Source organism: Actinokineospora lacus, assembly GCF_053813445.1.
In genome coordinates this window covers 159,426-183,154 of record NZ_JBQERA010000007.1, presented here as the reverse complement: position 1 = coordinate 183,154, position 23,729 = coordinate 159,426, and the positions used below count along the sequence as shown (strand labels likewise).

The 23,729-nt window shown below is 72.5% G+C and carries 26 protein-coding genes and 1 pseudogene; 17 read left to right on the top strand and 10 right to left on the bottom strand.

Going from position 1 to position 23,729, the window contains the following annotated elements:
- Positions 1-13: 13 nt before the first annotated feature.
- Positions 14-1,108 carry a serine hydrolase domain-containing protein gene (locus ACTG9Q_RS19320; protein WP_455574212.1) on the bottom strand — a complete coding sequence of 365 codons (1,095 nt, stop codon included), beginning with the start codon at positions 1,106-1,108 and terminating at the stop codon, positions 14-16.
- A 188-nt stretch (positions 1,109-1,296) separates the two neighbouring features.
- On the opposite strand from ACTG9Q_RS19320, the gene ACTG9Q_RS19315 reads away from it, so the two are divergent.
- The 14 genes from ACTG9Q_RS19315 (at position 1,297) to ACTG9Q_RS19250 (ending at position 12,626) form a co-directional block, all read left to right on the top strand.
- The gene (locus tag ACTG9Q_RS19315) at positions 1,297-1,479 is read left to right on the top strand and encodes a hypothetical protein (RefSeq protein WP_455574211.1); all 183 of its coding nucleotides are present in this window, start codon (positions 1,297-1,299) and stop codon (positions 1,477-1,479) included.
- Between the two features lie 157 nt (positions 1,480-1,636).
- Positions 1,637-2,158: a hypothetical protein gene (locus ACTG9Q_RS19310; protein WP_455574210.1), complete on the top strand. Its 522-nt coding sequence runs from the start codon at positions 1,637-1,639 to the stop codon at positions 2,156-2,158.
- Between the two features lie 380 nt (positions 2,159-2,538).
- The gene (locus ACTG9Q_RS19305) at positions 2,539-3,525 is read left to right on the top strand and encodes a serine O-acetyltransferase (protein ID WP_455574209.1); all 987 of its coding nucleotides are present in this window, start codon (positions 2,539-2,541) and stop codon (positions 3,523-3,525) included.
- Between the two features lie 32 nt (positions 3,526-3,557).
- The gene (locus tag ACTG9Q_RS19300) at positions 3,558-4,994 is read left to right on the top strand and encodes an EamA family transporter (protein WP_455574208.1); all 1,437 of its coding nucleotides are present in this window, start codon (positions 3,558-3,560) and stop codon (positions 4,992-4,994) included.
- The gene (locus tag ACTG9Q_RS19295) at positions 4,991-5,974 is read left to right on the top strand and encodes a PLP-dependent cysteine synthase family protein (protein WP_455574207.1); all 984 of its coding nucleotides are present in this window, start codon (positions 4,991-4,993) and stop codon (positions 5,972-5,974) included. The genes ACTG9Q_RS19300 and ACTG9Q_RS19295 overlap by 4 nt, the downstream gene beginning before the upstream one ends.
- A 2-nt stretch (positions 5,975-5,976) precedes the next feature.
- Positions 5,977-6,678, top strand: coding sequence for a hypothetical protein (locus ACTG9Q_RS19290; protein ID WP_455574206.1), 702 nt, complete (start codon positions 5,977-5,979; stop codon positions 6,676-6,678).
- A gap of 10 nt (positions 6,679-6,688) precedes the next feature.
- Entirely contained in the window at positions 6,689-8,044 is a 1,356-nt protein-coding gene (locus tag ACTG9Q_RS19285; protein ID WP_455574205.1) for an aminotransferase class V-fold PLP-dependent enzyme, read from the top strand.
- Positions 8,037-8,504 (top strand): thioredoxin-dependent thiol peroxidase, encoded by a 468-nt coding sequence (gene bcp / locus ACTG9Q_RS19280; protein WP_455574204.1) that lies wholly within the window; start codon positions 8,037-8,039, stop codon positions 8,502-8,504. Before ACTG9Q_RS19285 ends, bcp begins: the two co-directional genes overlap by 8 nt.
- Positions 8,505-8,593: 89 nt before the next feature.
- The gene (locus ACTG9Q_RS19275) at positions 8,594-9,172 is read left to right on the top strand and encodes a rhomboid family intramembrane serine protease (protein ID WP_455574422.1); all 579 of its coding nucleotides are present in this window, start codon (positions 8,594-8,596) and stop codon (positions 9,170-9,172) included.
- Positions 9,173-9,175: 3 nt separating this feature from the next.
- Positions 9,176-9,973, top strand: coding sequence for a glutamate racemase (gene murI / locus ACTG9Q_RS19270; RefSeq protein ID WP_455574203.1), 798 nt, complete (start codon positions 9,176-9,178; stop codon positions 9,971-9,973).
- 38 nt (positions 9,974-10,011) lie between these two features.
- Positions 10,012-10,782 carry an MBL fold metallo-hydrolase gene (locus ACTG9Q_RS19265; protein WP_455574202.1) on the top strand — a complete coding sequence of 257 codons (771 nt, stop codon included), beginning with the start codon at positions 10,012-10,014 and terminating at the stop codon, positions 10,780-10,782.
- Between the two features lie 21 nt (positions 10,783-10,803).
- A complete protein-coding gene (gene rph / locus ACTG9Q_RS19260; RefSeq protein ID WP_455574201.1) occupies positions 10,804-11,568 on the top strand; it encodes a ribonuclease PH in 765 nt (254 codons plus the stop codon).
- Complete coding sequence (rdgB, locus tag ACTG9Q_RS19255; protein ID WP_455574200.1) at positions 11,565-12,164, top strand: RdgB/HAM1 family non-canonical purine NTP pyrophosphatase; 600 nt, start codon at positions 11,565-11,567, stop codon at positions 12,162-12,164. The genes rph and rdgB overlap by 4 nt, the downstream gene beginning before the upstream one ends.
- A 6-nt stretch (positions 12,165-12,170) precedes the next feature.
- The gene (locus ACTG9Q_RS19250; protein ID WP_455574199.1) at positions 12,171-12,626 is read left to right on the top strand and encodes an Imm1 family immunity protein; all 456 of its coding nucleotides are present in this window, start codon (positions 12,171-12,173) and stop codon (positions 12,624-12,626) included.
- Positions 12,627-12,790: 164 nt separating this feature from the next.
- On the opposite strand, the gene ACTG9Q_RS19245 is transcribed toward ACTG9Q_RS19250, so the two are convergent.
- The 8 genes from ACTG9Q_RS19245 to clpS form a co-directional block, all read right to left on the bottom strand.
- Positions 12,791-13,966 carry a cellulose-binding domain-containing protein gene (locus ACTG9Q_RS19245; protein WP_455574198.1) on the bottom strand — a complete coding sequence of 392 codons (1,176 nt, stop codon included), beginning with the start codon at positions 13,964-13,966 and terminating at the stop codon, positions 12,791-12,793.
- Between the two features lie 46 nt (positions 13,967-14,012).
- The gene (locus ACTG9Q_RS19240) at positions 14,013-14,477 is read right to left on the bottom strand and encodes an SRPBCC family protein (RefSeq protein ID WP_455574197.1); all 465 of its coding nucleotides are present in this window, start codon (positions 14,475-14,477) and stop codon (positions 14,013-14,015) included.
- Positions 14,478-14,487: 10 nt separating this feature from the next.
- Positions 14,488-15,438 carry a PLP-dependent cysteine synthase family protein gene (locus tag ACTG9Q_RS19235; RefSeq protein WP_455574196.1) on the bottom strand — a complete coding sequence of 317 codons (951 nt, stop codon included), beginning with the start codon at positions 15,436-15,438 and terminating at the stop codon, positions 14,488-14,490.
- A gap of 24 nt (positions 15,439-15,462) precedes the next feature.
- Positions 15,463-15,735 (bottom strand): MoaD/ThiS family protein, encoded by a 273-nt coding sequence (locus tag ACTG9Q_RS19230; protein ID WP_455574195.1) that lies wholly within the window; start codon positions 15,733-15,735, stop codon positions 15,463-15,465.
- 69 nt (positions 15,736-15,804) lie between these two features.
- A complete protein-coding gene (locus ACTG9Q_RS19225; RefSeq protein WP_455574194.1) occupies positions 15,805-16,275 on the bottom strand; it encodes a Mov34/MPN/PAD-1 family protein in 471 nt (156 codons plus the stop codon).
- Positions 16,276-16,320: 45 nt separating this feature from the next.
- On the bottom strand, positions 16,321-17,259 hold the full coding sequence (locus ACTG9Q_RS19220; RefSeq protein WP_455574193.1) for a P1 family peptidase: 939 nt from the start codon (positions 17,257-17,259) through the stop codon (positions 16,321-16,323).
- The gene (locus ACTG9Q_RS19215; RefSeq protein WP_455574192.1) at positions 17,256-17,813 is read right to left on the bottom strand and encodes a DUF2017 domain-containing protein; all 558 of its coding nucleotides are present in this window, start codon (positions 17,811-17,813) and stop codon (positions 17,256-17,258) included. The genes ACTG9Q_RS19220 and ACTG9Q_RS19215 overlap by 4 nt, the downstream gene beginning before the upstream one ends.
- Positions 17,810-18,109 (bottom strand): ATP-dependent Clp protease adapter ClpS, encoded by a 300-nt coding sequence (clpS, locus tag ACTG9Q_RS19210; protein ID WP_455574191.1) that lies wholly within the window; start codon positions 18,107-18,109, stop codon positions 17,810-17,812. The genes ACTG9Q_RS19215 and clpS overlap by 4 nt, the downstream gene beginning before the upstream one ends.
- A gap of 82 nt (positions 18,110-18,191) precedes the next feature.
- Between clpS and ACTG9Q_RS19205 the strand changes: the two genes are divergently transcribed.
- Together ACTG9Q_RS19205 and ACTG9Q_RS19200 are read left to right on the top strand one after the other, a co-directional pair.
- Complete coding sequence (locus tag ACTG9Q_RS19205; protein ID WP_455574190.1) at positions 18,192-19,481, top strand: nicotinate phosphoribosyltransferase; 1,290 nt, start codon at positions 18,192-18,194, stop codon at positions 19,479-19,481.
- Complete coding sequence (locus ACTG9Q_RS19200) at positions 19,481-20,065, top strand: nicotinamidase (RefSeq protein WP_455574189.1); 585 nt, start codon at positions 19,481-19,483, stop codon at positions 20,063-20,065. Before ACTG9Q_RS19205 ends, ACTG9Q_RS19200 begins: the two co-directional genes overlap by 1 nt.
- A gap of 38 nt (positions 20,066-20,103) precedes the next feature.
- Here ACTG9Q_RS19200 and wecB read toward each other — a convergent pair.
- Positions 20,104-21,213: pseudogene (wecB, locus tag ACTG9Q_RS19195) on the bottom strand (non-hydrolyzing UDP-N-acetylglucosamine 2-epimerase); the annotation flags it as partial.
- A 427-nt stretch (positions 21,214-21,640) separates the two neighbouring features.
- On the opposite strand from wecB, the gene ACTG9Q_RS19190 reads away from it, so the two are divergent.
- On the top strand, positions 21,641-23,680 hold the full coding sequence (locus ACTG9Q_RS19190; RefSeq protein ID WP_455574188.1) for an ATP-dependent DNA helicase: 2,040 nt from the start codon (positions 21,641-21,643) through the stop codon (positions 23,678-23,680).
- Positions 23,681-23,729: the final 49 nt, after the last annotated feature.

Genomic DNA, 23,729 nt, shown 5'->3' with positions numbered 1-23,729 from the left:
GTCGTTTGTTGGGTTACGGGCAGAAGACCTCGATCAGGGCGTCGTTCAGGCCGTCCAGACCCGCTTCGTTGTCCGGCGCCGTGGTGACCGACATCTCCACGCGGGTGGTGGCGTCCTCGGTGCTCATGACGAACGTGGCGTAGCCGGGGATGCCGCCGTTGTGGCCCCAGACGGAACCGCCGCAGGGCAGGGGGGTCTCGTGCAGGCCGAGGCCGTATCCCTCGACCGTCGTCGTCATCTCGGCGAGCTGGGCGGGGGCCAGGACCCGGCCGGAGAGCAGGGCCGCGTAGAAGCGGTCGAGGTCCGCTGTCGTGGAGATCATCGCGCCCGCGGCCCAGGCCATCGAGGAGTTCATCGCGGTGACGTCGACCGGGCGGTCGCCGATGGACATGTACCCGTGGGCGTGCGGGCCGTGCGGGGTGCGCCCGCCCATCCGGGTCTCGCGCATCCCCAGCGGGCGCAGCACCCGGCGCTCCACCGCGCGGTCGTAGGACTGGCCGGTGACCTTCTCGATCAGCAGGCCCGCGACGACGTAGTTGGTGTTCGAGTAGGAGTGCCGGGCGCCCGGCTCGAACTCCAGCGGGCGGGCGGTGGCCACCGCGACCAGCTCGCGCGGGGCGAACTCGCGGAAGCGGATCTTCGGGAAGTTCTCCGGGTCCAGTCCGATCGCGCTGGTGTAGTCGTACAGGCCGCTGGTGTGCTGCAGCAGCATGCGCACGGTGACGCGGTCGCCGTCCGGCAGCAGGCCGGGCAGGTACGACGCCACCGGCTCGTCCAGCGCCACCCTGCCCTCGGCGACGAGCTGGAGCACGACGGTCGCGGTGAAGGTCTTGGTCACGCTGCCCACCCGGAAGCGGCCGTCGAGCGGCACCGGCCGCGCGCTCCCCAGCCGCGCCGTCCCGCTGCGCAGCAGCAGGGTCCTGCCGCCGTCGACGACGCGCACCTGCACGCCCTGCGCGCCGTCGGCGGCCATCCGGTCCAGCGCGGCCTGCACCACGGCCCGGTCAATGGCCCCGGCCCCCTCGGGAGCGGCGACGGCCGCGCCCGCCGTCCCGGTCAGCCCGAGCACCACGGCGGCGCCGAGCGCCGCCAGCTTCCTGATCCCCACTGTTCGGTCCCCTCATCGGTGATGCGCCCCAGTCTCGCCACCCCGCCGTACGCGGGCGTCGATCCACGGGCGGATACCGGATCATCCTCAGGGAGTACCAATCGGGTGACAACGCTTGCCTGCGGACCGCGGTCCCGCTGGGCGATATCCGCCACACCTCTGGCCACCGGGCGTGGGACGATCACGCCATGCGCAGGCCAAGGCCGATCGCGGTGCTCCTCCGGTGGGTCGACCGGTTCGAGGAGCGCGGCGTGTACGTGCCCGGCGAGGAGAACCAGGCCATCTCGCCGTGGCGGGACTTCGGCTGGCTGATCGCGCTGTGGCTGGCGACGGTGGGTGTGGTCGTCCTCTTCTTCGCCATGGCGGCCTGAGACCCCGGTCACTCTTGGTGCCGCTCCGGTCACGGCTCGGCCACAGCCTGGCCCCAGGTGCGACTCATCCCGGCTTTGGCATGGGCATGGCGAACCGCCAGCGGACATCGTGGACGAGTACCGCTGTGTCCCCCCAGGCGAGGAAGTGGTTGGAGACGTGAAGACCGTCGGGCGTGCCGCCGCCTGCGTCCTCCTGGCCGTGCTCGCCGGGTGCGGCGCGGCCGAGTCCAGCACTCCCACCAGCCAGCCGCTCACCTCCGCCCCCGAGCGCGCCGCCCGGCCGGGCACCATCGCCCCCGGCGGGGAGCTGACGGCGCTCGGCGGCGGCCTGTCGATCGCGGTCTCGCCGCCCACCTCCTTCGTGCCCACCACGTCGGCCACCCCCGCCGCGGCGCGCGCGGTGGGCTTCGAGATGACCGTCCGCAACGACGGCACCGGCCCGTACCAGCCGACGCTGCTGGCGCTGAGGGCCAGCGTCGAGGCACGCGAGACCAGGCAGGTGGTCGACTCCACGCAGGGCTACAGCGGGCTGGTGGGCGCCGAGGAGATCGCGCCGGGCCAGAGCGTGCGGTTCTCGGTCGCCTTCGCGGTGCCCGAGCGCAAGGCGGACATCCGGGTGCAGGCCAAGCCCGACCCGGCGGCGTCGGTCGCGGTGACCGTCTTCGACGGCGAAGCGTGAGCCCTGGAACACCCTGCGCGCAGCGGGCACCGGATTTCCGTAATTGACTGGTCAATCAAGAACCGCCACCCATTGGACTGAATGGGTGAGACCGGCACTTTTCTGAATCCGTCACGCCGGCCCGTGATAAAAACCAGAGTCCGACCGCGACCGGTTGTGCCGGTCAGAAAAGCGGACTCACGCTCACTTATCGCCGCGAACTCGAATAACTCCACGTGGCCCCTGACATCGACGTCGAGCGCGCCACGACACGCTACACATGGTGATCGCGGGCCGTTTCCCCCACTCTTGGGACTCGTTTCAATCCTGCCGTTCGAGCCCGTGGCGACGTACGTGAAGGATAAGCTCATCGACAGCAGTGAGCCGCCTTGGGGGAATTGATGTCGCTCGCCCAGTTCGATGCCGACCGGGAAGACCAGGACGCGCACCCCGCCGTCGCGACCGCCGCGGCCGAGCTACTCGCGCCTTGGGCGTCCCGTCTGACCGGGCTGGGGGTGGACTCCGACGCGGTCGTGGCCGCGGCGAGCGGGTCCGCCGTCGGCGACCTCATCGCCCTCGCCCACCGCGACCCGGCCAGCCACGGCTCATGGGAATACGTCCTGGCCGCCTACTCCTGCTTCCAGGCGGTGCTCGCCCACCGCGTCGCGCACGCGGTGCGCACCGCCCCCGGCGACCCGTGGCAGCTGCTGATCACCGCCCGCGCCATCGCCGAGGTGGCCAAGGTGCGCACCGGGGTGGAGATCCACCCATCGGCCACGATCGGGCCGCGGTTCGTCATCGACCACGGCATCGGCACCGTCATCGGCGAGGACGTCGCCATCGGCGCGGACTGCTACATCCTGCAGGGCGTCGTGCTCGGCGCGCTGGGCATCGCCGACAACCCCGGCGGACGCCGCCACCCCCGCCTCGGCGACCGGGTGCAGGTGGGCGGCTTCGCCCGCGTCCTCGGGCCGGTCTCGGTGGGCGACGACGTCGTCATCGGCAGCCACGCCCTCGTCCGCGCCGACGTGCCCAACGGCGCCCAGGTCGCCGTGCTGCACCAGTTCCAGATGGTCTCCGGTCCCCGCCCGATCACCGTCTACGGCGTGGAAGCCCTCGGCGAATACCGGTTCCGCCTCTACGGCACCGACCTGGACCGCCCCGGCATGGAGGTCCAGCTGCTCGGCCCGAGCCAGGAGCCGCTGGCCCCCGGGGACTGGAACCTGTTGCAGGGCAACGCCAAGTGCCTGACCCTGCAGATCTCGCCACGGGCGCGCGGACTGCGCTCGGTGGCCCACGTCCGGCTGCGGCACGGTGGCTCCGAGGTGACCGTGGGCATCCCGGTCGCCCGGCGGGCCCGAGTACGCCCGCTCGCCCGCCTCGCCTGACCTCCCCCTGCCAGCCATCTTTGGAGAGTCCTGTGTCCACGCAAGACACGGCCGCGTCGCGCCGTTCCCGCAAACCGACGCTGCTGCTGGCCGCCAGCTTCGTGATGGTCTGCCTCATCTGGGGGTCCACCTGGATCGCCATCAAGCTGGCCGTGACCGACATGCCGCCGCTGACCGCCTCGGGGCTGCGCTTCGTCGTCGCCGCGCCGGTGTTCATCATCGCCTGCCGGGCGATGGGCAAGCCGCTGTGGTACCCCAAGCACCTGACCTGGTTCTTCGGGTTCATCCTGGCCTTCTACTTCGCCGTGCCGTTCTTCCTCTACAACTACGGTGAGCAGTTCATCTCCTCCGGCCTGACAGCCATCATCTTCTCCTCGGTCGCGGTGATGATGGTCGTCTTCAGCGTGCCCATCCTGCGCACCCGGATCACCGTGGTGCAGGGGCTGGCCGTCATCGTCGCCTTCACCGCGCTGGGGGCGCTGATCCTGCACTCCCAGGGCGTCGCGGTGACCAGCGGTTGGGGCATCGCCGCCGTGCTGTCCGCCGCGGTCATGCACGCGCTGGCGTACATCCTGATCAAGAAGCACGGCGGCGCCATCCACTCCATGACGCTGAACACCATGCCGATGGCGCTGGCCGGGGTCATCCTGGCCGGACTCGGGTTCCTCATCGAGCGCCCCGGCGCCGAGGCGTTCACCGCGCGCAGCGTCGGGGCGACGCTGTACCTGGGCGTGGTCGCCTCCGTCATCGGCTTCGCCGTGTACTTCTGGCTGGTGCAGCGGATGGACACCGTCACCGTGTCCTTTGTGTTCGTCCTGTTCCCGATCGTCGCCCAGTTCTTCGGGGTGTTCGTCGAGGGCGCGAGCTTCGACTTCATCGACCTGGCGCTGACCCTGCTGATCCTGGGCGCCTTCGCCGTCACCCAGTACGGCCAGCGCCGGAGCGCGACCCCGGAGCCGGTGGTGGAGGGCACGGTGGACGCCGACGGTTACCCGACCGCCGACACCCTCGACCGCCTCTACCGCCACGCCACGGCGGCCCACCCCGCCGAGGCGTGCGGGTTCATCAGGGAGAGCGGGGTGACCGAGTGCGCCAACGTCATCGACCAACTCTCCGCAGGCCGCCCCGAGGACTTCACCCGCACCGTCCACACCGGGTACGCCTTCGGTGGCGCCGACCTGCGCACGCTGGCCGAGTCCTTCGACGGGGAAGACCCGGTGCGCGTCATCTACCACTCCCACCCCGACGTCGGCGCGTACTTCAGCGACGAGGACCACCGGCACGCGGTCTTCGAGGGCATGCCGGTGTACCCGGTGCGCCACCTGGTCATCGACGCCACCGCCGACGGCGCGCGCGGCGCGCGGCTGTTCGACTTCTCCGAGACGGCGGGCCGCTACGTGGAAATCGCCGCGTTCGGCGACCCGGTCGGACGCGCCAGCACCCCGGCGCAGACGGGAGTCGAGGCGTGACCGCCATTCGCGGCGCCATCGGCGACTCGGTCCTCGACGTCATCGGCGGGACGCCGATGGTGCGCCTCTCCCGCGTCGAACCAGACCTCGGCCGCGAGTTGCTCGTGAAGCTGGAACTGGTCAACCCGGGCGGCAGCCACAAAGTCCGCATCGCGCTCAACATGATCCTGGCCGCCGAGCGCGACGGGGAGCTGACCCGCGGCACCGGGCAGACCATCATCGAGTCCACCGGCGGCAACACCGGCATCGGCCTGGCGATGGCCTCGGCGATCCTGGGCTACAAACTGGTCCTGGTCATCCCGGACAACTACAGCCGCTCGAAGATGCGCCTGCTGCGCGGTTACGGCGCCGAGGTCCGGCTCTCCGACCACACACTGGGCAACAACTCCCACGCCGAGATGGCGCTGGGCCTGCTGTTCGACAACCCCGACTGGGTGATGCTCAACCAGCAGGGCAACCCGGCCAACCCGGAGATCCACGAGCGCACCACCGCGCTGGAGATCCTGGCCGCGATGGATGGGCGCACCCCGGACCTGATGGTCGCGGGCGTGGGCACCGGCGGGCACATCACCGGCGTCGGGCGGGTGCTCAAGGAGCGCGACCCCCACCTGCGGATCGTCGCGGTGCAGCCGGAAGGCTGTTCCCTGCGGGAGAACCGGTTCGTCACGCACGGCATCCAGGGGCTGGCCGTGGGTCTGGTGCCCGCGGTGCTGGACATGACCCTGGTCGACGCCGAGGCCCAGGTGTCCTATGACGACGCGGTGGCGATGATCCCCCGGCTGATGCGCACCGAGGGCCTCGCGGTGGGGATCTCCTCGGCGGCCAACGTGGTCGCGGCGATCAGGCTGGCCAGGGAGATGCCCGAGGGCGCCTGTATACTCACCTTCGCTTACGACGGCGTGCTGGACTATCTCGACGCACTGCCCGATCACCCCCACTCCCCAGTCGACGCTGTCGTGTCCGACGCCGCTGGAGGATGATCTTGGTCGCGAAACTCTACATCGACGAGCCGTACCGCCGCGAGTGCGCGGCACGGGTGACCGGCGTGCGCGGGAACCAGGTGTTCCTGTCCGAGACGGTCTTCTACCCCGAGGGCGGCGGCCAGGTCGGCGACACCGGGTGGGTCGGCGAGTCGCGGATCGCGGACACGCAGAAGGTCGGCGGGCGCCCGTTCGCGCACGACGACTTCCCCGACATGATCATGATTGACGGCGACGTCGGGCACCTCCTCGCCGAGGACACCGCGCCGCCCGAGGTGGGCGCCGAGGTCGACGTCCGGGTGGACTGGGAGCGGCGGATGGCCAACATGCGCCACCACTCCGCGGCGCACCTGGGCTTCTGGTTCGCCACCACCGCCCGCCCCGACCTCTACACCAAGGGCGCGCGCATCGACGGGAAGACCGCCCGCTTCGACTTCCACACCCGCGAGCGCATCACCGCGGAGGAAGTCGCCGAGTGGGAGCAGAAGGCCAACGAGATGATCGCCAAGGACCTGGAGATCCGCACGGTCCCGGTGGCAGGCGAGCACGAGGCCCGGATCTGGCACAGCGGCGACATGACGATCCCCTGTGGCGGCACGCACGTGCGCTCGACCGGCGAGATCGGCCAGGTGAAGCTGCGCCGCAAGCGGCAGGGCAACAGCTTGGAGCGGCTGTACATCACCATCCTGGAACTGGGCACATGAAAGGACACCCGTGACCGCGAGGCCCTTCGCGGGCCGGACCGCCGCGTCGGTTCTGCCGCCCGTGCTCGGCTCGGACCTGCGGGTCCCACTGGCCGACGGCACGATGGCGCCGTTCGCCAACTTCGACCACGCGGCCACCACGCCGTGCCTGGCCGCGGTGGCCGACGCGGTGGCCGGGTTCCTGCCCTGGTACGCGAGCACGCACCGCGGCGCGGGCACGCTCTCGACGATGTGCACCGCCCGGTACGAGGAATCCCGGCGCACGGTGCGGCGGTTCATCAACGCCCGCCCCGACGACCTCCTCATCTTCACCCGCAACACCACCGACGCGCTCACCCTGCTGGCAGGCGCGGTCCCGGCGGGCACCACCGTGATCGTCTTCGCCCACGAGCACCACGCGAACCTGCTGCCGTGGCGCGAGTCGCGCACGCTGCCGATCCCGCCGCGCGTCGATGACATGCTCGCCGACCTGGAACGGGCACTGGTCGAGCTGGACGGGCGCGCGCTGGTGACGGTCACCGCGGCCACCAACGTCACCGGCGAGCTGCTGCCGCTGGCCGACCTGGTCACGCTGGCCCACCGGCACGGCGCGCGGATCGCCGTCGACGCCGCGCAGCTGGTGGCGCACCGACCGGTGGACGTGGCCGGGCTGGACATCGACTACGTGGCGTTCAGCGGGCACAAGATGTACGCGCCATTCGGCATCGGCGTGCTCGCCGGGCGGGCGGACTGGCTCTCGGCGGCCAAGCCGTACCTGCCCGGGGGCGGCGCGACGGTGCACGTGTCCGACGACTGCGGCTCCGTGGAGTGGGCGGTCGGGGAGTCCCGGCACGAGGCGGGCACGCCGAACGCCATCGGCGCGGTCGCGCTCGCGGCGGCGTGCCAGACGCTCCAGGTGGCGTGGGACTCGCTGATGCCCTACGAGGCGGTGCTGCTGTCCCGGCTGCGCTCGGGTCTCGCCGAGATCCCCGAGGTGCGGGAGCTGTCGCTGTTCGGGCCGACGGCGGAGCGGGTCGGCATCGTGACGTTCACCGTCGACGGGGTGGACCCCGGGCTGCTGGCCACGGCGCTGTCGGTGGAGTACGGCATCGGGGTGCGGCACGGGTGGTTCTGCGCCCACCCGCTGACCCGGCACCTGCTGCGCGCGGAGGAGTCGGCCACCGCGGTACGGGCCAGCCTGGGGCTGGGCGTGGGCACCGAGCACGTCGACCGGCTGGTGGACGCGGTGCGCACGATCAGCGAGATCGGGCCACGGCTGATGTACGTCGCCCAGGACGGCACGTGGTGGCCGACCGCGGACGCGGCCAGCACACCGATGCGGAGCCCGCGCCCCAGTGCGGCCGCTATAGCGTTGCCGCATGACTGAGCGCCTGAGCGTCGGCGACCCCGCCCCCGACTTCACCCTGCCCGACAGCACCGGCGCCCCGGTGTCGCTGTCCGACTTCCGCGGGCAGTCGGTGATCGTGTACTTCTACCCGGCCGCGGCCACTCCCGGCTGCGCCAAGCAGGCGTGCGACTTCCGCGACAACCTCGGGGTGTTCACCTCGGCGGGGTACGCGGTGCTGGGCGTCTCCCCGGACTCGCAGGCCAAGCTGGCGAAGTGGGCGGCCGCGGAGTCCCTGCCCTTCCCCCTGCTCTCCGACGCCGAGCGCACGGTGATGAAGGAGTGGGGCGCCTTCGGGGAGAAGCAGATGTACGGCAAGACCGTCACCGGGGTGATCCGCTCGACCTTCGTCATCGACCCCGCCGGGACGGTCTCCGAGGCCCAGTACAACGTGCGCGCCACCGGCCACGTGGCGAAGCTGCGCAAGGACCTGAAGGTCTGATCTCGGGGTTTCTCCCCGAGCCGCCACCCGCCGATCGGACGTAACCTCGACGGGTGACCATCCAACCCGCCAAGTCCGACGCAGGCCGGGTGCTCCCGAGGGAGCCGCTCAAGGCCGCGATCGTGGTCGGGGCGTTCACCGTCCTGCTGTACCTCGTCGAGCTGCTCGACGCCGTCCTGCCCGCCGACCTCGACCACAACGGCATCCTCGCCAGGGAGCCTGCCGGGCTCGACGGGGTCATCTGGTCGCCGCTGCTGCACGGCGGCTGGGGACACCTGTTCAGCAACACCCTGCCCTTCGTGGTGCTCGGCTTCCTCGCGATGGCGGGCGGGCTCGCCCAGTGGATCGCCGTCACCGCGACGATCTGGCTGGTCAGCGGCCTGGGCGTGTGGCTGACCGCGGACAGCGGCTCGGTCACCGTCGGCGCGTCCGGGCTGGTGTTCGGGTGGATGCTGTTCCTGCTGGTCCGCGGGCTGTTCAACCGCAGCGTCGGGCAGCTCGTCGTCGCGGCGGCGCTGCTGCTCTACTGGGGCACCATGCTCTTCGGCGTGCTCCCCGGCGACCCGCGGATCTCCTGGCAGGGCCACCTGTTCGGCGCGCTCGGCGGCGTCCTCGCCGCCTGGCTGGTCGCGGTCGCCAACCGGCGGACGACCTCCGTACGCTCCTAGGCCGTGGACCCCCGTGCGCCGATCGGCGTGTTCGACTCCGGCGTCGGCGGCCTGACCGTCGCCCGCGCCATCCTCGACCAGCTGCCCACCGAGCGCCTGCGCTACGTCGGCGACACCGCCAACGGCCCCTACGGCCCCCTGCCGATCGCCCGCGTCCGCGAGCTGGCTTTGAGCATCGCCGACGACCTGGTGGACAGCGGGGTGAAGCTGCTGGTCATCGCCTGCAACACCGCCTCGGCCGCCTGCCTGCGCGACGCCCGGGAGCGCTACGCCATCCCGGTGGTGGAGGTCGTCGTCCCGGCGGTGCGGCGGGCGGTCGCGGCGACGCACACCGGGCGGATCGGGGTGATCGGCACCGAGGGCACGGTCCGCTCGGGCGCTTACGACGACGCCTTCGCCGCCGCGCCCGGGGTCACCGTGACCAGCGCGGCCTGCCCCCGGTTCGTGGACTTCGTCGAGCGCGGCGTGACCTCCGGGCGCCAGGTGCTGGGGCTCGCCCAGACCTACCTCGAGCCGCTGCAGCAGGCCGACGTCGACACCGTGGTCCTGGGCTGCACCCACTACCCGCTGCTCAGCGGCCTGATCCAGGTGGTCATGGGGCCCTCGGTCACGCTCGTGTCCAGCGCGGAGGAGTGCGCCAAGGGCGTCTTCGGCGTGCTGACCGCGGGCGAGCTGCTGACCGACGCGACCGGCGACCCGGCGCACGAGTTCCTGGCCACCGGCCCCGCCGAGCCGTTCCACCGCCTCGCGCGCCGCTTCCTCGGCCCCGAACTGGCCAGCTTCGCCCTGACCGGCCCGTGATCACACGCCGCCCGCGGGCGGTGTGACACGCTGACCGCGTGCTGCTCACGATCCTCGGCTGCTCCGGGAGCCTCCCCGGCCCCGACGCTCCCGCATCGGGGTACCTGGTGGAGGCGGAGGGCTTCCTGCTCGGCGTCGAACTGGGCCCGGGCACCCTGGCCGAACTCCAGTCCCGCCGCGACCCGTTCCAGCTCGACGCGCTGCTGTTCTCGCACCTGCACGCCGACCACTGCTCGGACTTCGCCTCGCTGACCGTCCTGCGCCGCTACCACCCCGCGCCCAGCCGCGACCCGCGCGCCGAGCGCCTGCCGGTGTACGCGCCGTCGACGGCCCCGCGCCGCTTCGCCATGGCCTACGCGACCAACGACGCCGAGCTGGCCGAGACCGACCTGACCGACGTCTTCGACTTCCGCGCGCTGAGCCCCGGCACCGTGGAGATCGGGCCGTTCTCGGTGACCGTGGCGCCCGCGGCGCACCCGTGCGAGTCCTACAGCTTCGCCATCGGCCACGACGGCCGCACCCTGGTCTACACCGGCGACACCGGGCCGAACCCGGCGCTGAGCGCGCTGGTCGACGGGGTCGACGTCCTGCTGACCGAGGCGTCCTGGACCCACGCCGACGACCGGCCCGTCGACCTGCACCTCTCCGGGCGCCAAGCGGGGGAGCTGGCGGCGTCGGGCGGCGTCGGGCGCGTCCTGGTGACGCACATCCCGCCGTGGGCCGACGGCGACGCCGTGCTGGCCGAGGTCCGGGCGGCGTACCCCGGCGAGGCGCTGCGGGTCGAGCAAGGCGTCACCTACACCGTCTGAGCGTCCTACTACGCTGACCGGGTGGCTCGCAGCGATGGCAGGAATGACGATCAGCTCCGCGACATCAAGCTGACCAGGGGGTACCAGGACTGGCCCGCCGGGTCGGTGCTCGTGGAGTTCGGGCGGACCCGGGTGCTGTGCGCGGCCAGCGTGAGCGAGGGGGTCCCGCGCTGGCGCAAGGGCTCGGGGCTCGGCTGGCTGACCGCGGAGTACGCGATGCTGCCCTCGGCGACCAACACCCGGGGGGACCGGGAGTCGGTCAAGGGGCGCGTCGGCGGGCGCACGCACGAGATCAGCAGGCTGATCGGGCGCTCGCTGCGCGCGTGCATCGACCTGTCGGCCATCGGGGAGAACACGATCCAGCTCGACTGCGACGTCATCCAGGCCGACGGGGGCACGCGGACCGCGGCGATCACCGGGGCGTACGTGGCGCTGGCCGACGCGGTGACGTGGCTGGGCTCGGCCAAGCTGCTGAAGGACCCGAACCCGCTGTCCTGCTCCGTCGCGGCGGTGAGCGTCGGCGTGGTCGGCGGCCGGGTGCGGCTGGACCTGCCCTACGAGGAGGACGTCCGCGCCGAGGTGGACATGAACGTGGTGGCCACCGACGCCGGGACGCTGATCGAGGTGCAGGGGACCGGGGAGGGCGCCACGTTCGCACGGTCGACCCTGGACCGGATGCTGGACATCGCGCTGGCCGGGTGCTCGGACCTGACCCGGCTCCAGGCCCAGGCCCTCGCGCTGCCGTACCCGGGCGAGCTGCCCAAGCCGAAGGGCGGCAAGGGATGAACCGGGTGCTGCTGGCCTCGCGCAACACCAAGAAGCTCGAGGAGCTGCGGCGCATCCTCGCCGCGGCCGGGCTGGTGGGCATCGAGGTGCTCGGCCTCGACGACCTCCCCCCGTTCCCGGACGCCCCGGAGACGGGGGCGACGTTCGAGGAGAACGCCCTCGCCAAGGCGCGCGACGCGGTGGCGGCCACCGGCCTGCCGTCCATCGCCGACGACTCGGGCCTGGCGGTCGACGCGCTGAACGGGATGCCGGGGGTGCTCTCCGCCCGGTGGTCGGGCAGGCACGGCGACGACCAGGCGAACCTGGACCTGCTGCTGGGCCAGTTGCGGGACGTGCCCGACTCCCGACGCGGCGCCGCGTTCGTGTGCGCGGTGGCGTTCATCCTCCCGACCGGCGAGGAGACCGTCGTCCGGGGGGAGTGGCGCGGCACCCTGACGCGAGAACCCCGCGGGGAGAACGGCTTCGGCTACGACCCGATCTTCGTACCCGACGGCGACGACAAGACCTCGGCCGAGCTGGAGCCCGCGGAGAAGGACGCCCGCTCACACCGGGGAATCGCGTTGGCGTCGCTGGTGCAGCACCTGCGAGGCCACTGAGCACGGGTGACAGCCCTGATCCTCTGGTACGCCCACGACCAGGACGGCGGCCACCTCGCCGCGACGGCCGAGGAGATCGACGCGGCCTTGGACCACGTCGCCGGGCTCGCCGACAACCATGGCGTCGTCGCCACCATCACCCGAAGCGGTGACGACGTCACCACCCTCCACGCCGGGATCAACGGCGACGCCGGAGCCCTCCACTACACCGACGCCGAAGCGGCTCACTACAGCCGAGGCGACGCATCCGGCGACGGCGAAGTACTCAGCTACGCGGTTCAGCAGGATGAGCTGGAACTACCCCCCGACGCCGAGATTCCCGTCGCCGACGTCCGCGCCGCGGTGCACGAGTACGCGCGCACCGGCTCCCGGCCCACAGGTATCCGTTGGCAGCGATGGAAAGCACCGCGCACCCCCGGCCCCACCATGCCCGACCCGCTCGACCCCGCCATCTGGGGATGACCACAAAGCACTGAGTCACGGAACAGCTGACGCGAACAGGCAAGTGCTACGCAGTCGCACTCTGCCCGCCCCACGTGGTTGAGGCCGAAAGCAAGCGCGGGGGTGCCCGGCGGGGTGAGGCGTATCCCACCCCGCCGGGCAGCCGCTGGACAGGGCCGGTGCCCTCAGCAGCCCGCGCGGGTCGGGCTCAGGACGATGTCGTCGTACCAGAGGGTGTCGGTCTCGCCGCCGTAGCTCTCCCAGCCCAGCCGGAAGTCGGTGAGGTTGGGGCGCCAGGCGGGCTTGCCGCGGACCCACTGGCCGTCCACGTCATGGGTGGCGACGCCGTCGGCCACCAGCCCGGGGACCAGGGTCCCGTCCACCCAGGTGTTGATCGCCCCCGAGGTCCGGTCCACGGAGAACTCGACGCAGGTCCAGCGGTCCGTCGGCAGGGGGCGGCTCATGGACACGCCGGTGGGGCTCTGTTCGGGCAGGGTGGCGTCGTCGGACTCGCGGTTCCATTGCAGGGCCGCGTTCTGCCCGCCCATGCGCAGGTCCTTGCCCTCGGTGGCGTCGCGCATGGCCATGAAGGTGGTGTGGGCCGCGGGCAGCGCCGTGGAGTGGCGGACGTGGAAGCGGCCGAAAAGGGTGCTGCCGCTCTGGTCGGCCAGGGTGGTGCCGACGAACACGTGGTTGCAGTAGCCGCCGCCGCCGTTGACGCGGACGGCCTTGCCGCCGCCTCGGCCCGCTGTGGGGTCGATGGTGGCCGTGCCGGTGCCCTGGCAGTTGGGGTAGGTCAGCGACCAGCGGCCGCCGGGGGCCGGGCCCGCCTGGGTCTCCCAGTTCTCGCAGACCGCGGTGGCCGGGCAGCCCGGGGGCGGGTTGGTGGTCGTTGTCGTTGTCGTTGTCCCAGTGGTGGTCGTGGTGGTCGGGGGCGGGGTGTCCTGACAGGACTGGCCGTTCAGGGCGAAGTCGACCGGCACCGGGTTCGCCCCGGTGAAGGTGCCCTGGATGCCGAAGCGCACGGTGCCGCCCGGTCCCACCGAACCGTTGTAGGGGGCGTTGGCCGCCGTCACGGCGGGGCCGCTCTGGCGCAGTGTCGTGTTCCAACTGCTGGTCACGCGCTGGTCGCCCGCGTAGGTCCACGTCAGCTGCCACGACGAGAGCGCGGCGCCGGTCGCGTTGGTGAGCGCCACCTCCGCGGTGAAGCCGCCGGGCCACTGGTTGACCCGGTAATCGACCGAACAAGCCGGAGCGGCGGCGGCGTGGGGGGCTGTGCTGACGAGCGCCATGCCCGACAGGAGGGCGGCGGCGCCGGTCAGCGCCGCTGCCGCGACAGCCCGAGACGTCTTCGGAGACATCGGTGTCCCTTCCTTGGGAGCGCTCCCAAGGACAACGAACCACTGATCACCCGGTGCTGTCAACCGCTCCCGGCAGGCGGGCGAGGGACTCCGTCATGCGGCTGGTGATGTGCCGGTTCCCCAGCCGCATCGCCAGGCCACGCAGCCAGGAGACCGGTTCCTGGCGCAGCCGCAGCGTGACGCGGGTGGAGTCGCCGGTGGCGGTCAGTTCGATGTGGAACTCCGACCTGGCGGCGAAGCGGGGGGCGGGTTTGCCGTCCAGGCGCTCGTCGAGGTGCGTCCAGGCGATCAGCGCGTCCGGGGAGAACGCGGTGACCTCCTGGTCGATCTCCGAGCGCCGGGTGCCCCAGCGGCCGTGCTGGCGCCGCCGCTCCCCCAGGCCGGAACCCGAGAGCACCTCGGTGCGCTCGGCGAAGCTGAACCAGTCGGGGGCGCGGCGGGCGGCGGCGACGACCTCCCACACCGCGGGCGCGGGGGCGGCGATGACAGCGGAACGGACCAGCTCGATCACGTCGGACAAGCTACGCCCAGAGGTGTCCGTCCAGGCGCTCGGACGCCTCGTCGAGCGAGCCGGCGTAGGCGCCGGTCGACAGGTACTTCCACCCGGCGTCGCAGACGATGAAGACCACGTCGGCCTGCTCGCCGGTGCCCGCGGCCTTCTCCGCGACGGCCAGCGCCGCGTGCAGGATGGCGCCGGTGGAGATGCCCGCGAAGATGCCCTCCACCTCCAGCAGCTGCCGGGTCCTGCGCAGCGCGTCGTAGGACCCGACCGAGTAGCGCCCGGTGAGCACGTCCGGGTCGTACAGCTCGGGCACGAACCCCTCGTCGAGGTTGCGCAGCCCGTAGACCAGCTCCCCGTACCTGGGCTCGGCGGCGATGATCTGCACCTCCGGCTTGTTCTCCCGCAGGTACCGGCCGACGCCGACCAGCGTGCCGGTCGTGCCCAGGCCCGCCACGAAGTGCGTCACCGAGGGCAGGTCGCGCAGGATCTCCGGGCCGGTGCCCTCGTAGTGCGCGCGGGCGTTGTTCGGGTTGCCGTACTGGTAGAGCATCACCCAGTCCGGGTGCTCGGCCGAGAGCTCCTTGGCCCGCCGGACCGCCTCGTTGGAGCCGCCCGCGGCGGGCGAGTAGACGATGCGCGCCCCGTACGCCTGGAGCAGCTGCTTGCGCTCCTCCGAGGTGTTCTCCGGCATCACGCACACCAGGCCGTAGCCCTTGAGCTTGGCCGCCATCGCCAGGGCGATGCCGGTGTTGCCCGAGGTCGGCTCCAGGATGGTGGAGCCGGGCACCAGCCTGCCCTCGCGCTCGGCCGCGGTGATCATGGACAGGGCGGGCCGGTCCTTGATCGAGCCGGTCGGGTTGCGGTCCTCCAGCTTGGCCCACAGCCGCACCTCGGGCGACGGGGACAGCCGGGGCAGACCCACCAGCGGCGTGTCGCCTAGGGCGTGCAGGAGCGAGTCGTACCTGGCCACGGGAAAGCCTCCGCGGAAGAAGTGTCAGCCACCCGCGACGGCGGGCAGGATCGTGACGTTGTCGCCGTCGGCGACCTTGGCCTCCAGGCCACCGGCGAAGCGCACGTCCTCGTCGTTGACGTAGACGTTGACGAACCGGTGCAGCACGCCGTCCTTGACCAGCCGCGACTTGAGGCCACCGTGGTTGGCGTCGAGGTTGTCGATGAGCTCGGCCAGGGTGCCGCCCGCGGCGGAGACGGTCTTCTCGCCGCCGGTGTGGGTGCGCAGGATGGTCGGGATCGAGACGGTCACGGCCATGGGGGAACCTCCGGTTGGTGACGCTGATTCGGTAGGGATGACGCTCGGGCGACGGCAGGTATTCCGCGACTAGAGCGCGGTGTCCTCGGGCACGTCGTCCGGGCCGGTGTGGGCGAACCGGTAGGACTCCACGACCTCGACGGGCTCCTCGGTGACCACGCCGCCGACGATGCGGAACGAGCGCAGCTCGTGGCGCTCGGGGTCGCGGGTGGAGACCAGCACGTAGTGCGCGTCGGGCTCGGAGGCGTAGGCGATGTCGGTGCGCGAGGGGTACGCCTCGGTGGCCGTGTGCGAGTGGTAGACGACCACCGGGACCTCGTCGCGGGCGTCCATGTCCCGGTAGAGGCGCAGCAGGTCGGCCGAGTCGAACTCGTAGAAGGTCGGCGAGCGGGCCGCGTTGAGCATCGGGATGTGGCGCTCGGGGCGGTCGGACCCCTCGGGACCGGCGATCACGCCGCACGCCTCGTCCGGGTGGTCACGGCGGGCATGGGCCACCATCGCGTCCACGAGGTCTCGGCGGATCTGCAGCACGACGCCCATCCTACTGGGCGGATGCCGCTCTCCCAGTCCGTGGGAGAGACCAGTTCAGGCCCACGCGTCGCGGTAAGCCCGCAGGTCACCGACGGTCGTGGCGGCCAGGACCCCGTGCCCGACGGCGCGGGTGACCACGTCGGCCGCGGCGGCGTAGAGGGCGTCGAGGTCCAGCGGGCCGGCGACCGGGTGCGCGCCGGTGGCGGCGGCGAAGAGGGTGTCGCCGTCGAACAGCGAGTGCGCCGGGCGCAGGGCGCGGGCCAGGCCGTCCTGGCCGGACATCGCCAGCCTGCGGCACTGCGCCTTGGTCAGGGCCGCGTCGGTGGCGATGACGCCGATGGTGGTGTTGAGGTCGGCGGCGCTCGGCGCGGACAGCGCGCCGGGGCGCCCTGGCGACGGCGGGAAGTCCCCGGGGGCGACCGAGGCCGCCCAGAGCGTGCCGGTGTCGGGGTCGGCGGCCTCGCCGCGCGCGTTCACGGCCACCAGCGCGGCCACTGTGATCTCGCCCACGCGTGTCGACGCGGTGCCCACGCCGCCCTTGAGCGAGCCGGTCCGCGCGCCCGTCCCCGCCCCCACGCAGCCCTGCTCGACGGGCCCCTCCCGGGCGGCCTCGCACGCGGCGCGGCCGAAGGAGGCGTCGGGCCGGTTGCCCCAGTCCGAGCGCGGCAGGTCGAACAGCACGGCGGCCGGGACGATCGGCACCACCTCGTGGGGCCGCGTGCCGACCCGGAAACCCCGGCCGCGCTCCCCCAGCCAGGCCATCACGCCGTCGGCGGCGGCGAGGCCGTACGCGCTGCCACCGGCCAGGCACACCGCGTCGACCCGCTCGACCAGGTTCTCCGGCGCGAGCAGGTCGGTCTCGCGGGTGCCGGGCGCGCCGCCGCGGGCGTCCACCCCGCCGACGGTGCCCTCGGGGAACAGCACGACGGTCACGCCGGTCGCCCAGCCGTCCCCGAGGCGCTGGTGGTGGCCGACCCGGACGCCCTCGATCACGCGGAGACGGCCTGGACCAGGGACTCCTGCACCCAGGTCAGCCAGTGGTAGACGGCCATGTTGGGCGCGCGCGGGTCGTCGTCGGGCAGCTCGTCGGGGGTCTCGTCGTTGACGTCGAGCGCGGTGCCCAGGGCGATGCGCACGTCGTTGAGGGCGCCCAGCCAGGCGTCGGCCTGCTCGTCGTCCAGGCGCACCTCCCCGCCGTACATGGGGCAGGTGTCCATGACCACCGCGGCCACGCCGATCTTGCGGTCGAGCAGCTCGGGCTCGTGCAGCGAGCGCAGCGCCGCCGCGGAGTCGAGGTCGGCCTTGGTCGGGTTGTCCGGGTCCAGGCGGTGGAAGTCGGGCAGCAGCCGGGACAGGATCGGGTCGTCCGGGGAGGTGGTGGGGCCGGTGCGGATGCCGGTCAGCTCGGCCAGCTCGTCCTGCGGGGAGTCCTCGACGCGGGCCTTGAGCATGTCGTCGATCTGGGACACCAGCCCGCGCAGCACCGCCGCCTCCTGCCGGTCGACGGTGGCCACGACAGTGGCGCCCTTGCGCCGCCAAGGCTTCACGAGACGTGCTCCATCGTCGCCCACAGCCCCGCGGCGTGCAGTCGTGCCACGTCGCTCTCGACCTTCTCCTTCGTCCCCGACGACACGATGGCCTTGCCCTCGTGGTGGACGTCGAGCATGAGCTTGGTGGCCTTGTCACGGCTGTAGCCGAACAGCTTCTGGAAGACGTAGGTCACGTACGACATGAGGTTGACCGGGTCGTTCCAGACGACCGTCTGCCACGGTCTGTCCTCGGACACCACTTCGGAACCGACGGGGCTGCTCTGTGTCTGCTCCATGTCGACGGGCGCGGTCATACCGCTAATGGTGGCATGTCCCGTTCGACTCGGTCCGGGGGATCTTCCCTCGAATGGCGTACCCGACCCGTAGGCTCGCCGCATGACCACGGCGCTGCTGACCGACCACTACGAGCTGACGATGCTGGCCGCGGCGCTGACCGACGGCACCGCGTCGCGCTCGTGCGTGTTCGAGGTGTTCGCCAGGAGGCTGCCGACCGGGCGCCGCTACGGCGTGGTCGGCGGGACCCAGCGGGTGATCGACGCGGTGCGGGACTTCCGGTTCGGCCCCGAGGAGCTGGAGCACCTGCGCTCGAATGGCGTGGTGGGCGCCGAGGCGCTGGACTGGCTGGCCGCCTACCGCTTCCAGGGCGACATGGACGGCTACGCCGAGGGCGAGCTGTACTTCCCCGGCTCCCCGGTGCTGACCGTGCGGGGCACCTTCGCCGACGCGGTCGTGCTGGAGACGCTGGCGCTCTCCATCCTCAACCACGACAGCGCGATCGTCTCGGCCGCGGCGCGGATGGTCAGCGCGGCCAACGGCCGCCCGATCATCGAGATGGGCGGGCGGCGCACGCACGAGCGGGCGGCGGTGTCCGCCGCGCGCGCGGCGTACCTGGCGGGCTTCGCCACGACGTCGAACCTGGCCGCGGGCCACGCCTACGGGATTGCCACGGCGGGCACCTGCGCGCACGCGTTCACCCTGCTGCACGACAGCGAGCGCGACGCCTTCGCCGCGCAGGTCGAGGCGCTGGGCGTGGACACCACGCTGCTGGTGGACACCTACGACATCACCGCGGGCATCGACACCGCCGTCGAGGTCGCGGGCACCGGGCTCGGCGCGGTCCGCATCGACTCCGGCGACGTCGGCGTCCTGGCGCGCCAGGCCCGCGAGCAGCTGGACCGCCTCGGTGCCCGCCAGACCCGCATCGTCGTCTCCGGCGACCTCGACGAGTACGCCATCGCCGCCCTGCGCGCCGAGCCGGTGGACGCCTACGGGGTCGGCACCTCGCTGGTGACCGGCTCGGGCGCGCCGACGGCGGGGATGGTCTACAAGCTGGTCGAGGTCGACGGCAGGCCGGTGGCCAAGCGCAGCTCGCACAAGGAGTCCCTCGGCGGGCGGAAGCTGGCCCTGCGCCGCCGCAAGGCGACCGGGACGGCGCTGGAGGAGGTCGTGTACCTGGCCTCCGGGACCGCGCCGGAGGCCGACGAGCACGACCACCACCCGCAGATCCCTCTTTTGCGCGGTGGACAGCCGGTGCCAGGGCTGCCCACGCTGGAAGATGGCAGGCAGCGGGTACGCCGAGGGCTGGTGAGCCTGCCGTGGGAGGGCCTCAAGCTCTCCGCGGGCGAGCCCGCCATCCCGACCGTCCACCACACCGGGGAGCAGTGATGAGCGAGAAGACGGCGCTGATCGTCGTGGACGTCCAGAGCGATTTCTGCGAGGGCGGCTCGCTGGCCGTCGCGGGCGGCGCCGAGGTCGCCTCGGCCATCAGCGCCTACATCGCCGAGACCGCCTACGACCACGTGGTCGCCACCCGCGACTACCACATCGACCCGGGCCCGCACTTCTCCGAGAACCCGGACTTCGTCGACTCCTGGCCCGCGCACTGCGTGGCAGGCACCGAGGGCAGCGACTTCCACCCGGCGCTGGACATGTCCGGCATCGAGGTGGTCTTCCGCAAGGGCGCCCACGCCGCGGCGTACTCCGGCTTCGAGGGCGCCACCGCCGAGGGGACACCGCTGGCGGACTGGCTGCGCGAGCGCGGCGTCGGCCGGGTCGACGTGGTGGGCATCGCCACCGATCACTGCGTCCGCGCCACCGCCATCGACGCCGCGGCCTCGGGGTTCACCACGCGCGTGCTGCTGGAGATGACCGCGGGCGTCGCCCCGGCGACGGTGGAGTCCGCCATGACCGGCATGACCGACGCGGGCATCACCCTGGTCGGTGTGCCGAAGGTCGCGCCCGCCACCTGAGCCCCGGCGACCTGAAGCCCGGCCACCTGAGGCCCGGCGACCAGCCCGCGCAGGACGGTGACGACGCGGTCGGCGGCGTGGCCGTCGCCGAAGGGGTTGCGGTCGGCCGGGACGCGGAGGTTGGCGGCCAGCGCCTGGTCGGCGGCGGCCAGCACCCGGGCCCGGTCGGTGCCGACCAGCCGGGCGCAGCCCGCGCGGACGGCCTCCATGCGCTCGGTGACGTCCCGGGTGACCAGCACCGGGACGCCGAAGCTCGGCGCCTCCTCCTGGATGCCGCCGGAGTCGGTGATCACCAGGGCGGCCCGGCGCAGGGCGCGGACCAGGTCCGGGTAGGCGAGCGGGCCGGTGACCATGGTCCGGGGGACGCCGCCGAGGGCGCCGCGGACCTGCGCGCGGACCTCGGGGTTGGGGTGGGCGGGCAGCAGCACCCGGATGTCGGGGTGGCGCTCCACCAGTGACCGGACCGCGCTCAGGACGTCGGCCAGGGGCGCGCCCCAGGACTCGCGGCGGTGCACGGTGACCAGCACCAGGCGCGCGCCCGCGTCCAGCTCGGGTTCCAGGGTGGCGAAGACGGGGTCGACGGGCGGGTGGTCGGCCGCGGCGATCAGCCGGACGGCGTCGACGACCGTGTTGCCGGTGACCACGATGTTCGGCACCGGGACGGACTCGGCGCGCAGCGCGCGGGCGGAGTCGGCGGTCGGGGCCAGGTGCAGGGAGCTCACCCTGGCCACCATCTGCCGGTTGCCCTCCTCGGGGAACGGCGCGGTCAGGTCGCCGGTGCGCAGGCCCGCCTCCAGGTGGGCGACCGGGACTCCGCGCCAGAAGGCCGACAGCGCGCCCGCCAGCGTCGTCGTGGTGTCGCCCTGCACGACGACCGCCCCCGGCCTGCGGCGGAGCAGCAGCGAGTCCAGCGCGGGCAGCAGCGCGGACATCAGCTCGGCCTGGCCGCCGCCCGCGCGGCGGACGGGCAGGCGCTCGGACGGGGTGAGGCCGAACGGTTCCAGGGCCTGGTCGACCATCCGCTCGTGCTGTCCGCTGTGGACGATCACGGGCGTCAGGCCGGGGTCGGCCGCCAGGGCGATGGCGAGCGGGGCCGCCTTCACCGCCTCGGGGCGGGTACCGACCAAGAGCAGGATCTCTGTGGACACGGACGACCTTTCACGGAGTGGACGGACAATCGGCGCGGCGAATCCGGGAGACTTGAGGAAATCTGTCCCAAATGGACGCGACGATGCTCGCACCTGTGTATCTCCACCGACGAGTCGAATTCGACGGCCGAGGCGAATTCCAACCCGAAGGTGTGGTCCACCCCGGCCCGACCGTGTCGAATCAGAAAAATCTCATGATCAGTGTTAATGAATATCCGGCGGACCCTCACCCGATCCAGTGACGGGTTAATCGGCAGGCCGCGTCAAAGGAATCAGTCACGACCTTTCCGCCCGGTCGGTCAAATCTTCTCCACCACCCGATCGCGCGGCGCGAAACCGGGCCGGTGAACGCCGGGACCGCCGGGCCCGGACACCGACGACCATGGCGGCCATGACCGGGTCCACCGCCCGGGTACCGTCTACTGCCATGCCCGCTCCCCTCCCGCCCGTCCGCGCCCTGCTGGAGACCGCCGTGGGCGCGGTGGGCGGCGCGGAGCGGCCGGGCCAGGTGGAGATGGCCGAGGCGGTGGCCAGGTCCATCCGCACCGGCGACCACCTCGCCGTGCAGGCGGGCACCGGCACCGGCAAGTCGCTGGCCTACCTGGTCCCGGCGATCCGGCACGCGGTGGAGAAGGGCAGCACGGTCGTCATCTCGACGGCGACCATCGCGCTGCAGCGCCAGCTGGTCGACCGCGACCTGCCGCGCCTGGCCAAGGCGCTGGGCAAGGCGCTCAAGCGCACCCCGACCTTCGCCATCCTCAAGGGCAGGCGCAACTACCTGTGCCTGCACCGGCTCGACGGCGGCGCGCCCGACGAGCCCGAGGACCAGGCGCTGTTCGACCCGTTCGCGGTGTCCCGGCTCGGCCGCGAGGTGACCCGGCTGCGCGAGTGGGCCTCCGACACCGAGACCGGCGACCGCGACGAGCTGGTGCCCGGCGTCTCCGAGCAGGCGTGGCGGCAGGCGTCGGTGACGGCGCGGGAGTGCCTCGGCGCGAGCCGCTGCCCCATCGGCACCGACTGCTTCGCCGAGCGGGCCAAGGCCGAGGCGGGCAAGGCCGACATCGTGGTGACCAACCACGCGCTGCTGGCCATCGACGCCCTGCAGGGCTACCAGGTGCTGCCCGAGCACACCGTGGTCGTGGTGGACGAGGCGCACGAGCTGGTCGACCGGGTGACCTCGGTGGCCACCGGCGAGCTGTCCGCCGCCGTGGTGTCCATCGCCGCGCGCCGCGTCGGCAGGCTGGTGGAGGAGGGCGTGGCCGACCGGCTCGCCGAGGCGGGCGAGGGCCTCGGCATGCTGCTCGAGGACGTGTCCGCCACCCGCCTCGACGCCCTGCCCGACCCGCTGCGCACCACGCTGTCGGTCATCCGCGACGCCGCGCACGCCTGCGTCACCGCGCTGGGGCCCGAGCGCAAGGACGACGTCGAGACCGCGACCGCCCGCAAGCTGGCCCTGTCGATGATCGAGGAAGTGCACGACACCGCGGTGCGGATGCTGGAGGCGTTCGAGCCCGCCGAGGCCGACCGCCACGACGTCGTGTGGGTCAGCGCCGAGTCCCCCGGGTCCGGGCCGCCGCGGCCGCCGGTCATCCGGATCGCGCCGCTGAGCGTGGCCGGGCTGCTGCGGGAGCGGCTCTTCGGCGAGACCACCACCGTGCTCACCAGCGCCACCCTCACCCTCGGCGGCACCTTCGACGCGCTGGCCCGGCAGTGGGGCCTGCCGCCCGAGCAGCGCCAGGGCAAGGCGGCCGACGGCGCCGCCACCGAGAAGGAGGCGCCCGCCGACAAGACCGACATCCGCTGGAGCGGCCTGGACGTCGGCTCGCCGTTCGACCACGCCCGCAGCGGCATCCTCTACCTGGCGAAGCACCTGCCCCCGCCCGGGCGCGACGGCCTGCCCGAGGCCGTGCTGGACGAGCTGGCCGCGCTCATCGAGGCCGCCAAGGGCCGCACGCTGGGGCTGTTCTCGTCCATGCGCGCGGCCAAGCAGGCCACCGCGGCGCTGCGCGAGCGCGTCGGCACCGAGATCCTGTGCCAGGGCGAGGACTCCACGTCGCTGTTGGTCAAGAAGTTCGCCGAGAACCCGCCGACGAGCCTGTTCGGCACGCTGTCGCTGTGGCAGGGGGTGGACGTGCCGGGGCCGTCGCTGTCGCTGGTGGTCATCGACCGCATCCCCTTCCCCCGCCCCGACGACCCGCTGGCCTCCGCCCGGCAGCGCTCGGTCGAGGCCCGCGGCGGCAACGGGTTCCTCACCGTCGCCGCCACGCACGCCGCGCTGCTGCTGGCCCAGGGCGCGGGCAGGCTGCTGCGCTCGACCAGTGACCGCGGCGTCATCGCGGTCCTGGACCCGCGGCTTTCCACCGCCCGCTACGGCGGCTTCCTCCGCAATTCACTTCCACCATTCTGGACGACCACGGACACGAATGTCGTGCGCGGGGCGCTCACCCGGCTGGCTGACCAGGACTGAGCCACACGCTGCGCAATCTGGGTGACAGCGCTGTGACCACCAAGATCGA